General features: G+C 61.2%; 10 protein-coding genes and 1 pseudogene. 6 read left to right on the forward strand and 5 right to left on the reverse strand.

Annotation, left to right across the window (positions count from 1 at the left end; all coding sequences use genetic code 11):
- The 3 genes and pseudogenes from ABFA30_RS21495 to ABFA30_RS21505 form a co-directional block, all read left to right on the forward strand.
- Positions 1-905, forward strand: a pseudogene (locus tag ABFA30_RS21495) (PAAR domain-containing protein); the annotation flags it as partial.
- Positions 898-1,299 carry a hypothetical protein gene (locus tag ABFA30_RS21500; RefSeq protein ID WP_410045902.1) on the forward strand — a complete coding sequence of 134 codons (402 nt, stop codon included), beginning with the start codon at positions 898-900 and terminating at the stop codon, positions 1,297-1,299. The pseudogene ABFA30_RS21495 and the gene ABFA30_RS21500, both read left to right, overlap by 8 nt.
- 389 nt (positions 1,300-1,688) lie before the next feature.
- On the forward strand, positions 1,689-2,099 hold the full coding sequence (locus ABFA30_RS21505) for a hypothetical protein (RefSeq protein ID WP_410045903.1): 411 nt from the start codon (positions 1,689-1,691) through the stop codon (positions 2,097-2,099).
- A 116-nt stretch (positions 2,100-2,215) separates the two neighbouring features.
- On the opposite strand, the gene ABFA30_RS21510 is transcribed toward ABFA30_RS21505, so the two are convergent.
- On the reverse strand, positions 2,216-3,301 hold the full coding sequence (locus tag ABFA30_RS21510; RefSeq protein ID WP_253104548.1) for a TerC family protein: 1,086 nt from the start codon (positions 3,299-3,301) through the stop codon (positions 2,216-2,218).
- 327 nt (positions 3,302-3,628) lie between these two features.
- Between ABFA30_RS21510 and ABFA30_RS21515 the strand changes: the two genes are divergently transcribed.
- Positions 3,629-5,866, forward strand: coding sequence for a TonB-dependent siderophore receptor (locus ABFA30_RS21515; protein WP_410045904.1), 2,238 nt, complete (start codon positions 3,629-3,631; stop codon positions 5,864-5,866).
- A 46-nt stretch (positions 5,867-5,912) separates the two neighbouring features.
- Here the strand turns inward: ABFA30_RS21515 and ABFA30_RS21520 are convergent, their stop codons facing one another.
- From ABFA30_RS21520 to ABFA30_RS21530, 3 genes are all read right to left on the reverse strand, one after another.
- On the reverse strand, positions 5,913-7,220 hold the full coding sequence (locus tag ABFA30_RS21520) for a substrate-binding domain-containing protein (RefSeq protein WP_410046064.1): 1,308 nt from the start codon (positions 7,218-7,220) through the stop codon (positions 5,913-5,915).
- Between the two features lie 333 nt (positions 7,221-7,553).
- Positions 7,554-8,798, reverse strand: a complete 1,245-nt coding sequence (locus tag ABFA30_RS21525) for a saccharopine dehydrogenase family protein (protein ID WP_225789643.1) — start codon at positions 8,796-8,798, stop codon at positions 7,554-7,556.
- Between the two features lie 32 nt (positions 8,799-8,830).
- Complete coding sequence (locus tag ABFA30_RS21530) at positions 8,831-9,928, reverse strand: carboxynorspermidine decarboxylase (protein ID WP_225789642.1); 1,098 nt, start codon at positions 9,926-9,928, stop codon at positions 8,831-8,833.
- Positions 9,929-10,187: 259 nt separating this feature from the next.
- Here ABFA30_RS21530 and ABFA30_RS21535 point away from each other — a divergent pair, with 259 nt between their 5' ends.
- Entirely contained in the window at positions 10,188-10,646 is a 459-nt protein-coding gene (locus tag ABFA30_RS21535; RefSeq protein WP_225789641.1) for a metallophosphoesterase family protein, read from the forward strand.
- A 30-nt stretch (positions 10,647-10,676) separates the two neighbouring features.
- Here ABFA30_RS21535 and ABFA30_RS21540 read toward each other — a convergent pair whose 3' ends face one another.
- A complete protein-coding gene (locus tag ABFA30_RS21540) occupies positions 10,677-11,072 on the reverse strand; it encodes a RidA family protein (RefSeq protein WP_225789640.1) in 396 nt (131 codons plus the stop codon).
- 112 nt (positions 11,073-11,184) lie between these two features.
- Between ABFA30_RS21540 and ABFA30_RS21545 the strand changes: the two genes are divergently transcribed.
- The gene (locus ABFA30_RS21545; RefSeq protein WP_225789639.1) at positions 11,185-12,084 is read left to right on the forward strand and encodes a LysR family transcriptional regulator; all 900 of its coding nucleotides are present in this window, start codon (positions 11,185-11,187) and stop codon (positions 12,082-12,084) included.
- Positions 12,085-12,087: the final 3 nt, after the last annotated feature.

Below are 12,087 nucleotides of genomic sequence, written 5' to 3' on the forward strand. Positions count from 1 at the left end.
TGCAAATGCTCAACCCCACGTTCGAGGAGGGGTTCAAGGCGGGAGAGATCTTCGTCATCGGCGACCCGGACAAGGGTGATGCCTGCACCCGTGAGGAAGCCCAACTGATGGAGGCTGCGGAGCGTGCGCGGCGCGCCTTGGTTGCGCTTGATTTCGCTGAGGCAGATTTCATGATGCAGCACCAAGCCGAGATCGCGGGTTTGCTCAGCGGGGCGAGCCAGTCGATGGGCGTAGGCAAGGACATGCTGGACCAAGGGTTGAAGCAAGTCAGCAGGACGTTGACGCAGATCGAGCAACTGCATCAGCGTGAGTTCGTGCAGCATGGACATTTGAACAGCCCGCAGTTCTTCGCTTCGCGGCGTCAACTCTTGCAACAGCTGGACGGCCAGCTGAAAGCGGCATTTCTCAACAAGCAACTGAACCTTGGAAACTATGAACGGTTAAGAAAGGATTTGAATATTTCAACCAAGAGCCTTGTTCATCACTGGTCGAAAGCGGGTGGGCCGGGGCAGATTCCAGGGTATGCGACGCATCTGGAAAGGGTGGCCAAGGCTGGTAAATACCTTAAGTACGGTGGACATATTGCGGTTGGGTTGGGTGGTGCTTCGTCCTATTTGAAAGTGCAAGAGGTATGTCGTGCCGGCGAGACGGAGGCTTGCAAGAAAGTTCGTTTGACCGAAGCTGGAAGCTTTACCGGTGGCCTTGCAGGAGGCACAGCAGGTGGTCAACTCGCAGGGCTGGCGGCCCTTTCGGTCTGTGGTGTTTTTTCCGTAGGGACGGCAGGTATTGGGGCGCCGGTGTGCGGCATTGCACTCGTGGGGGCTGGCTCGGTTGTCGGTGGTCTTGCTGGCGAAGGCTTTGGCGAGCTTGTAGGGGAGAAGATTTATGAGGGGCAGCATGATTGATATAAACAGCTGGCCACTGAAAGTGCAGCTTGCCTTTACGGTTACACCACTCATTTTCATGATGATGGGAGTGGCCATCAGCACATACGTTGCTTGGTCGCATGAGTTCGAGATCGTGAAGTCGTCGATACGCAGTAGTCCTTACTTGGAACAAATGAAGAATTTTTTGGGTGCCACCAGTTATCGGGCACGCTGGATAGTAGTTTGCCTAGCGGGTGGGCTTCTCTCTTTTCCTAGATATCATGCACGTAGAAGGCTTGTTAGTTTGGAGGAGTTAAAGGCGTTCCCTAAGGCCCTCAAGCGCAAGCTGGTGCTCTCAACTTGGCTGGTAATCGTTGGCTTTAGTTGGATGATGGTCGGGTATGCGTTGATACAGTTTGCAAAGACGAAGTGAGCGTTCAAGTTTGCACTACCTGGTCGCGTGCTCTGCCATCGCCAGTGATCCCCATTTAGAGCAGGTGAAACGTGCGTGGGGACTGGAAGTTTCAAATGGCGATGATTATTTGTGCAAAAATAATATTGCGAAAAAATTAAGTGATTTTATTTTTTGGCCGTATCTGTAGATCTTTTTCTTTTGTTGTTGCGTTCTCGCATGAGTCATGCTTCGCTTGACTGGCCTCCACAGGTTCCTGCCCAACGAATCACAGATCAAAAACGAGGGGAGACACCCAGGATGTGGGTCACCGTTAAATAAGATAGCGAAGGCGGCAAAATATTTAAAGTATGGTTATTGGGGCGGAGGGTCAGGCGAGCGGATGGCCGGAAAGGTTTATGAGGACGACAATGATTGATATAAATGGATGGCCAGTGAAACTACAGATAATTCTAATCATGATACCTTTTGTTATTGGAATGTCTGGAGTGGCAATCAGCGCGTGCATTGCGGGTTCTGCTAGTTTTTATATTGCTATCTCTGCTATTAAGAGTAATCCGTATCTTGAACAGATGAAAGGTTTCTGGGGGATGGGGAGTTTCAAGTCCCGCTGGTTGCTCATATGCTCGGTATGCGGACTGGTGACCTTTCCAGGGCCGCATTTGCGCAGGGGGCTACTAAGCCCAGAGGAGCTTGATAATTTTCCTGTAAAGCTGAGAAGGAGAATGGTCATATCAGTATGGCTAACGATCGTTGGGTTGGTATGGTTGGCGATTTTTGCAGGCTTGGTTGAATTGACGGAATATTTTTCCAAGAGTTAGGACCTGGTTTTCGCTGCGAGTCATCACTTTGGGTAAATGCGCACGTGGAATTTGTTGCCTTGACGTTCGACGGAGCCAGCGGCCTTGAGTCGCATCGGTAATGGTCAAGCCCAGAGTCAGACCCGCATATGCGGGTCTTTCTTTTCTTCATTCCTTGATTCGTTGTCAACCGCTGACGACGGCGCTTCTGGCTTTGCATCTTCGACAGTGGCTGCTACCGGACTGGCATGCCCATCCCGCGTCCTGACCAACGACAACACCACCCCACCCAGCAGCAACCCGAACGTCACCCCCAGCGACAACAGCGCCGGCACCTTGCCCACCAGCCCATGGTAGAAGATCTTGCAGCCAATGAAGATCAGCACCAGGGCCAGTGCGTACTTGAGATAGACGAAACGGTGCATCAGCGCCGCGAGGGCGAAGTACAGCGAGCGCAGGCCGAGGATGGCGAAGATGTTCGAGGTATAGACGATGAACGGGTCCTGGGTGATGGCGAAGATCGCCGGCACGCTGTCGACGGCGAACACCAGGTCGGCCAGCTCGATCAGCACCAGGGCCAGGAACAGCGGGGTGGCATAGCGCAAGGCCTTGTGCGTTCCTGGTGGGGTGAGGCGGACGAAGAAGTGCGCGCCGTGGAGTTGGTCGGTCACCCGCATGTGTCGGCGCACGAAGCGCAGTACCGGGTTGTTGGCCAGGTCCGGATGGCTCTCCTGGCGCGAGAAGGCCATCTTCACCCCGGTGAACAGCAGGAAGGCGCCGAACAGGTACAGCACCCAGGCGAAGTTCTGCACCAGCGCCGCCCCCACGCCGATCATGATCGCCCGCAGGAACACCACCCCGAGGATGCCCCAGAACAGCACCCGGTGCTGGTAGCGGCGAGGGATGGCGAAGAAGCCGAAGATCATCGCCATGACGAACACATTGTCCATCGACAACGATTGTTCCACCAGGAACCCGGTATAGAACTCCAGGGCCGACTGGGCGCCCAGTTCGTACCAGACCCATGCGCCGAACAGCACGCCGACGCTGAAATAGCCTGAGTACAACAGCAGGCTTTCACGCATCTCGATCTCGCGGTTCTCACGGTGCAGCACGCCCAGGTCCAGGACCAGCAGGCCGACGACGATAGCGATGAACACCAGCCACAACCAGGTGCTGGTGCCGAGGAAAGAAGTCGTGAGGAATGTCTGTAGAGCCGCCATAGCCCCTCCTTGATTGTCGACGTTGCATGGCAACAGTGATTCCGACATGGCGGCTCGGCAGCCGTCAGAGGGGCCCGGCATCACATGGGCTTGAGCCTAGACCTGTTTTGCCAGGAATGCCGACCGATGTGCTGTTACATTTTTTTGCCTGGATCCAATATTTGAGATTAATTCCCAATTGTAAATAAATCGTGAAAAACATTAAGATTCGTTCCGGCCTGCCGCAGAGCGGGCATGCCGTTCGGCAATGCATTCAAAACCAAGAATAAATCCCGTGATGAGCCCCCAAACGTATCGAGCAAACAGATCAACTAGGGGTCAACAAGCGTGCAACAGCACCACTCTCTGAACGCGGTCCACCTGGCAGGGAATGCCGTCACCGTTCGCTTGCGGCGCCAGCCGCTGGCATTGGCCGTTCTTGCGGCAAGCCTGGCCGCACCGAGCAGCATGGCCTGGGCCGAGGACGCCAGCAGCAAGGGCCCTCTGGAGCTGGGCGCCACCGCCATCACCGACACTCGCCTGGGCGAGATTACCGAGGGCAGCCGCTCCTACACCACCGGCGCCACCCGTACCGCCACGCGCATGGCCCTGTCGCCGCGGGAAACGCCACAGTCAGTGAGCGTGATCACCCGCCAGCAAATGGACGACCAGAACCTCACCAGCATCAGTGACGTACTCGGCAAGACGCCCGGTGTGACCGTCACCAAGCTCGACAGCAACCGCACCAGCTTCCAGGCCCGTGGCTTCGAGATCGATAACTTCCAGATCGATGGCGTTCCGGCGGCGTTTCGCTTCGGCAACGGCATCGACCAGACCGACATGGTCATCTACGACCGCGTCGAGGTGCTGCGTGGCGCCACCGGCCTGCTCAGCGGCTTCGGCAGCCCTTCGGCCACCGTCAACCTGGTGCGCAAGCGGCCGACCCGCGAGCTCTCCGGCTATGCCTCCCTCGGTGCCGGCAGTTGGGACACCTACCGTGGCGAGTTCGACATCGGTGGCGCACTGACGCCGGGCGGCAACGTGCGCGGACGCTTCGTCACCGCCTATGAGGACAGCCAGTCGTTCATGGACAACCTGTCCGAGAAGAAGCAGGTGATGTACGGCATCGTCGAGGCCGACCTGTCGGAAGACACCCTGCTCAGCGTCGGGCTCAGCCGTCAGACCAATCGCCCGGAAGGTTCTTCGTGGGGGCCGTCGACGCCGCTGCTGGATAACAATGGTAACGACTTCGCCATGTCGCGCTCGTTCAACCCCGCCGCCAAGTGGAGCCAGTGGGACAACACCGCCGACAACCTGTTCGTCACCCTCGAGCAGCGCCTGGCCAACGACTGGACGATCAAGGCCTCGGCCAGCCGTACCGAAACCGATTCGCCGGCCACCCTGGGCTCGGCGGCCAGTGGCTTTCCCGATGCGGCCACCGGTGGTGGCATGGGCGTATGGCTGGGGCGCTACCGCTACAAGACCGACCAGAACGCCTACGACCTGTATGCCAGCGGCCCGTTCCAGTTGCTGGGCCGCGAGCACGAGTTGGTGGCCGGGATTTCCCACCGTGATATCCGCGCCCACGAGGACAATTGGCCGTTCTTTTTCGGCAGCGCCAATATCTACCAGTGGGCCGGCGATTTCCCTGAGCCGGACTGGGGGCGCCCGCTCACCAAGGTCGATACTCGACTGCGTGAAGAGGCTGCCTACCTGACCGCCCGTTTCAAGCCAACCGACAAGCTCTCGGTGATCGTCGGTAGCCGCCTGTCCAACTGGGAACTGGACAGCACGCGCCTGACCACCGCGACCGACCAGCGCGAGAAGGTCCAGGACCTGGAGGAGAATGGCGTGGTCGTGCCCTATGCCGGGGTGGTCTACGACCTGAACGACACCTGGTCGGTCTACGGCAGCTACACCAGCATCTTCAAGCCCCATGAAAGCGAACAGGACGCCAGCGGCAAGATGATCGAGCCGGAGGAGGGCGATGCCTACGAGTTGGGGATCAAGAGCGAGTTCTTCGACGGCCGCCTGAATGCCAGCCTGGCGCTGTTCGAGGTGCAGCAGGACAACCTCGCGGAGTTCGCGGCGACCGACCCTGTGACCAACCGTGGCATCTACCGCTCGATCCAGGGCGCCAAGACCCGTGGCTTCGAACTGGAAGTGGCCGGCGAGCTGACCCCGGACTGGCACGTGCAAGGGGGCTTCACCCATCGCATCACCCGGGATGGCGACGACCACAAGATCTCCACCATCGAGCCGGAGAACCTGCTGCGCCTGTCCACCACCTACCGCCTGCCGGGCGTATGGAGCAAGCTGACCGTCGGCGGTTCGGCCAACTGGCAGAGCAAGGTGTGGAAGGACCTGGACAGCCCGGCAGGCAACGGCGAAACCGAACGCTACACCCAGTCGAGCTACCTGATCCTCGATGCCATGGCCAGGTACCAGGTGACCGACCAGCTGTCGGTGACCCTGAACGGCAACAACCTGACCGACAAGAAGTACTTCAACAACCTGGGCTTCTACAACGGTGGCTACTACGGTGACCCGCGCAATTTCATGTTGACCACGCGGTACGACTTCTAAAGGCCCAGCGCTTTTCGGGGCCGCTGTGCGGCCCCGTTCGCAACGTTCAGTACACCCACACCTCGACCCGACGGTTGCGCAGGCGTCCCTGCTCGACGTCGTTGTCGGCCACCGGCAGCTCATCCCCCATGCCGGTCACCTCCCTGGTTTCCACCCCATCCCGGGCCAGCTCCCGGCGTACCGCCATCGCCCGCAGGCGCGAGAGCAAGGCAGCGCGCCCCGGGGTGTCCTTGGGGTCGCCAAAGCCCACCAGCACCACCTTGCGCTGCAGTTTGCCGGCCTGGCGCAGGTAATCGGCGACCCGCTGTACATCGCGCTGGGCCTTGCTGTCGAGGCTGGCGCTGCCCTCCTGGAAGCGAAAGTTGACGGTCAGGCGTTGTGCCTCGCCGGCCAGGGCCTGGTAGCGGGGCGGCATGTTGGCCTGGATCGGCACGGGCAGGGCCTTGACCTGTTGGGAGACGAACCCCTGGTCGGCGACGATGGCCTGGCCGGCGGGGCCCTGGGTGAATTCGACCAGGGCCTGGGCCAGGGGGTGGGGATTGGTGGGCAGGTAGAAGTACAGCCGTCGTGTCAGCGGATAGTCTTCGCTGGCCACCAAGGCGCGTCTGGGCAGCATGGCCGGCGCGTCGCCTTCGGCGATGGCCAGGACCTTGGCCCCATGCACCGTGGCCAGGCTGCTGAAGCCGATGCCCTGGCGGTCGGCCCTGACCCGCTCGGCCAGCGTTTCGCTGGATTCGAAGCGTTGCACCTGGGCGGCCAGTTCGCTGTGGTGCGGGTCGAGCACCAGCGCCTTGAAGGTCTCGAAGGTGCCGGAGCGGTCGTCGCGCGCGTACAGGCGGATCGCTCCGCCGGGTACGCCCAGCTGTTCCCAGCGTTGTACCTGGCCGGAGAACACCTGTGCCAGTTGCGTGATGGTCAGTTGTGCCAGCGGGTTGTCGGGGTGGACGATCACCGCCACGCCGTCCAGGCCAATGACGTGCTCCGACCGGCTGCTGCGCAGGTTGCCCAGGCTCCGTAGGCGCTGCGCCTCGTCGTCGCTGATCGAGCGCGAGGCGGCAGCCAGGTCCGCCTCGCCACTCGCCAAGGCAGTGAAGCCGGTGCTGGAGCCGTGGGCGGCGATCGTGATGCGCACGGGGTGGCCTTGGCTGTCACGGGCGCGAATCTCGCTTTCATTGGCCACCGCCCCAGGCGTCTGCTCGATGGCCATGGCACCTTGGGCACGCAGCAAGCCTTGCACGAGCGCCGGTGCCAGGCCCGCGCCGATGGTGTTGGAGCCCTGGATGCGCAGCTGCGCCGGCTCGGCCAGGGCCAGCAGGGGGAACAGGTAGAGCAACAGGGCGAGGAAGCGGGGCATGCCGGAGGCCTTTGGCATGGAGTTGTCCCGCAGATTACGACAGTGGCGTGAACGTTGGGTGACAGTGGCAGTCATGAGGGCGGTGGTTCGATGACTCGACTTACCCCGCGAATAGGCCAGCACTTCCAGGTGATTGAAGCACTGTGCCAATTGGGGCAGCTTTGCAGCCCTTTCGCGGCACAAGGCCGCTCCCACAGACTGAGAGCACTAACATGGGAGCGGCCTTGCCAGGGCGCCGGAACAGTCGGAAAAGGGGGGCGTAACAGCCCCCGGCTTTGTGCACTCTGCACAAACCAGAAGGGGCGCCTTCATGGCGCCCCTTCGTCTTGCTGTTTAGGCTTCGGCGTCCCAGGGACGATCGCCTTTCTCATCCTTGACCCGGGTCGGCAGGCCCATCACGTCCAGCGCCTTGAGGAACGGCTCGGCCGGCAGCTCCTCGACGTTGACCATGCGCTTGGCGTCCCAGTCGCCGCGGGCGACCAGCAGGGCAGCGGCCACCGGCGGTACGCCGGCGGTGTAGGAGATGCCCTGGCTGTCGGTCTCGGCGTAGGCTTGCTCGTGGTCGGCCACGTTGTAGATGAACACTTCGCGTGGCTGGCCGTCCTTGGTGCCCTTGACCAGGTCACCGATGCAGGTCTTGCCGGTGTAGCCCGGGGCCAGGGAGGCCGGGTCTGGCAGGACGGCCTTGACCACCTTCAGTGGCACCACTTCCAGGCCTTCGGCGGTCTTGACCGGCTGCTCGGAGAGCAGGCCCAGGTTCTTCAGCACGGTGAACACATTGATGTAGTGCTCGCCGAAGCTCATCCAGAAGCGGATGTTCGGCACATCGAGGTTCTTCGACAGCGAATGGACTTCGTCGTGGCCGGTCAGGTAGAGGTTCTGCGAGCCCACGACCGGCAGGTCGTCGGTGCGCTTGACCTCGAACATCTTGTTGCTGGTCCACTGGCTGTTCTGCCAGCTCCAGACTTGCCCGGTGAACTCGCGGAAGTTGATCTCCGGGTCGAAATTGGTGGCGAAATACTTGCCATGGGAGCCCGCATTGACATCCAGGATGTCGATCGAATCAATGCGGTCGAAATACTGTTGTTGCGCAAGGGCGGCGTAGCTGTTCACCACACCCGGGTCGAAACCGACGCCGAGAATGGCGGTGATGTTCTTTTGTTGGCACTCTTCGAGGTGTTTCCACTCGTAGTTGCCGTACCAGGGCGGCGTCTCGCAGATCTTGCCCGGTTCTTCGTGGATGGCGGTGTCCAGGTAGGCGGCACCGGTATCGATGCAGGCACGCAGCACCGACATGTTGAGGAAGGCGGAACCGACGTTGATCACGATCTGCGATTCGGTCTCGCGGATCAGCGCCTTGGTCGCCTCGACATCGAGGGCATTGAGCGCGAAGGCCTGGATGTCGGCGGGTACCTTGAGGCTACCCTTGGCCTTGACGCTGTCGATGATGGCCTGGCATTTGGAGATGTTCCGCGACGCAATCGCAATACGACCGAGTTCGTCGTTATGCTGCGCGCACTTGTGGGCCACCACCTTGGCGACACCTCCTGCACCAATGATAAGAACGTTCTTCTTCAATTTAACCCTTTCTCCTTACTGAAGGCCTGTCGTCAGGACAGGCTGGACACGTAGTCTTCGAAACCGAACTCGCGAACCACCTCGACGCTGCCGTCGAGCTGCTTGACCACGATGGCCGGCATCTTCAGACCGTTGAACCAGTTTTTCTTGACCATGGTGTAGCCCGCCGCGTCGATGAACGACAGGCGATCGCCGATGGCCAGCGGACGATCGAACTGGTACTCGCCGAAGATGTCACCGGCCAGGCACGACTTGCCGCAGACCATGTAGGTGTGCTCGCCGTCGTTGGGAGCCATCTTGGCGTTGAGGCGGTAGATCAGCAGGTCGAGCATGTGCGCTTCGATGGAGCTGTCGACCACGGCGAGGTGCTTGCCGTTGTACAGGGTGTCGAGCACGGTGACTTCCAGCGAGGCGCTCTGGGTGATGGCCGCTTCGCCCGGCTCCAGGTACACCTGCACGCCGTACGTCTCGGAGAACGCCTTCAGGCGCGCGCAGAAGGCGTCCAGGGCGTAGTCCTCGCCGGTGAAGTGGATACCACCGCCCAGGCTGACCCACTCGACCTTGTGCAGCAGGTGGCCGAAGCGTTCCTCGATGTGCGAGAGCATCTTGTCGAACAGGCCGAAATCACCGTTCTCGCAGTTGTTGTGGAACATGAAGCCGGAAATCTGCCCGATGACCTTCTCGATCTTGTCCGGGTCCCACTCGCCCAGGCGGCTGAACGGGCGCGCCGGGTCGGCCAGCAGGTAGTCGGAGCTGCTCACCTGTGGGTTGACCCGCAGGCCGCGGACTTTGCCTTCGGACTGCTCGGCGAAGCGCTGCAACTGGCCGATGGAGTTGAAGATGATCTTGTCGCAGTTGGCGAGCATTTCCTCGATCTCGTCGTCGGCCCAGGCCACGCTGTAGGCGTGGGTTTCGCCGGCGAACTTCTGGCGACCGAGCTTGAGCTCGTAGAGCGACGAAGAGGTGGTGCCATCCATGTACTGCTGCATCAGGTCGAACACCGACCAGGTGGCGAAGCACTTCAGTGCCAGCAGGGCCTTGGCCCCGGACTGCTCGCGCACGTAGGCAATCTTCTGCATGTTGCCCAGCAGCTTCTGTTTGTCGATGAGGTAATACGGCGTCTTGATCATTTAAAGGCCCCCGGCCAGGCCGGCCAAAAAAAGGACACGCATTGTGCCTTCACTTGCCGCATATCGAAAGGGCGCAAGGCGCATTTCGTCCGAGTTCTGTTGCAGGTTGCTACCACGGTGCCACCGCTCCTGTGCATGCGCCATCCCCAGGGCCCAGTTGAACAGGGCAATATGACACCGATATAACCGAGCCGAGGCGTTGCGAGGCCCATCGCAGGGTATGATTGCCGGGTCAATCCTCGATACCGGGAGCCTGTGCATGAAGGTCGGCGTCATCTCCGATACCCATGGCCTGCTGCGACCTGAAGCGCTCGCGGCGCTGCAAGGCTGCGAGCTGATCGTCCATGCCGGCGACATCGGCAAACCGCAGATACTCGATGCCCTGGCGGCACTGGCCCCCCTGCAGGTGGTGCGGGGCAACAACGATCTCGGGTTGCCCTGGGCCGAGGCGCTGGAAGACGTGCGCCAGTTCGACATGGGGGGATGGACGACCCTGCTGGTGCACGACAAGGCCGACGTGCCCGACACGCTCGCCAGGGACGTGCGGGTGGTGATCACCGGGCATTCCCATAAGCCGTGCATCGACTGGCGCGAAGGGCGGCTTTATCTCAACCCGGGCAGTGCCGGGCCCAGGCGCTTCAAGTTGCCGGTGAGCGTTGCGTTGCTCGAGGTGAGTGCACGCGAGGTGGCGCCGAGGATCGTCAATTTGCTGGAGTGAAAGGGCCGTGGCTCCAACACGGTGTGGGGATTACGCCGGCAACCGGGCAACCACCTTGATCTCGAAATCGAACCCATACAGCCAGGTGACCCCGATCGCCGTCACGGTCGGGTAGGGCGCAGGCCCCCAGAACTCCGCGCGCACCAGGTTCCAGATGGTGTCGAACTTGTCCTGTGGATCGACGATGAACAGTGTCACGTCCTGCACATCGTCGAAGCTGCAGCCGGCTTCGGCAAGGATCGCGTTGAGGTTGCCGAATGCCCTGCGCACCTGGTTTTCCAGGCCAGGCTCGGGCGAGCCATCCTCGCGGCTGCCGACCTGTCCGGAAACGAAGAGCAAGCCATTGGTGCGGATCGCCGGGGAGTAGTGGTTGATGTCATACAAGGCCTGACGGCCTGGCGGGAACACGACGTCACGCTGAGTCATGGCATATCTCCATCGGGTGGGTGATGACGCTACTCTACGAAGCCCGGCTCGCGCGATAAATGCACAAGTCTGGTTATCATTGTTTGTTCATCCCAAATAATCGGGGCCGCTGATGGACCGTTTCGATGCAATGCGTGCGTTTGCCCGAGTGGTGGAGGCCGGCAGCTTCACCAAGGCCGCCGATACCTTGCACATGAGTCGCACCAGCGTCACCCAGCTGGTGCAGCAGTTGGAGACGCGACTGCGGGTGCGCCTGCTCAACCGCACCACACGCAAGGTGCGGCTGACCAATGATGGCGCGCTGTTCTACGAGCGGGTGGTGCGCCTGCTGGCGGACCTGGAGGATGCCGAGGCCAGCCTGAGCGGTGCGGCTAGCCAGCCCCGGGGCAAGCTGCGGGTGGATGTACCCAGCCCTTTGGCGAGCATGGTGCTGATACCGGCGCTGGCGCAATTCCACACGCGCTATCCGGACATCCAGATCGACATGGGCGTGAGCGACCGCATCGTCGACATCATCGGCGAGCACGTCGATTGCGTGGTGCGCGGCGGCGAACTGCTGGACCAGTCGCTGATGGCGCGCAAGGTCGCCGACCTGCAGTTGGGCGTCTATGCCTCACCGGCCTATCTGGAGCGGCTGGGGAGACCCCTGCATCCGCTGGAGCTGGAAGGGCCGGTGCAGCGTGTCGTCGGGTTTCTCTGGGCACGCACCGGCAAGCCGGTGCCCTATGCCCTGAGCCGGGGAGAGGAGCGCTTGCAGGTGCAAGGGCGGCCGGTGCTGGCGGTGGATGACGGCAGTGCCTATCTCGCCGCGGGGCTCGCCGGGTTGGGTGTGCTCTGGTTGCCGGACTACATGGCCCGGCCGCACCTGGCCACCGGCGCGCTGGTGCGGTTGTTCGAAGACTGGGCCCTGGAGCCTATGCCGCTGTATGTAGCCTACCCACCCAATCGCCATGTGGGCGCGAAGTTGCGGGTATTCATCGATTGGGTGGTCGAGGTGATGGCGAGGCCTTGATGC

Origin of the sequence: Pseudomonas sp. HLMP (genome assembly GCF_046365545.1) — a bacterium.
GTDB lineage: Bacteria > Pseudomonadota > Gammaproteobacteria > Pseudomonadales > Pseudomonadaceae > Aquipseudomonas > Aquipseudomonas guariconensis_B.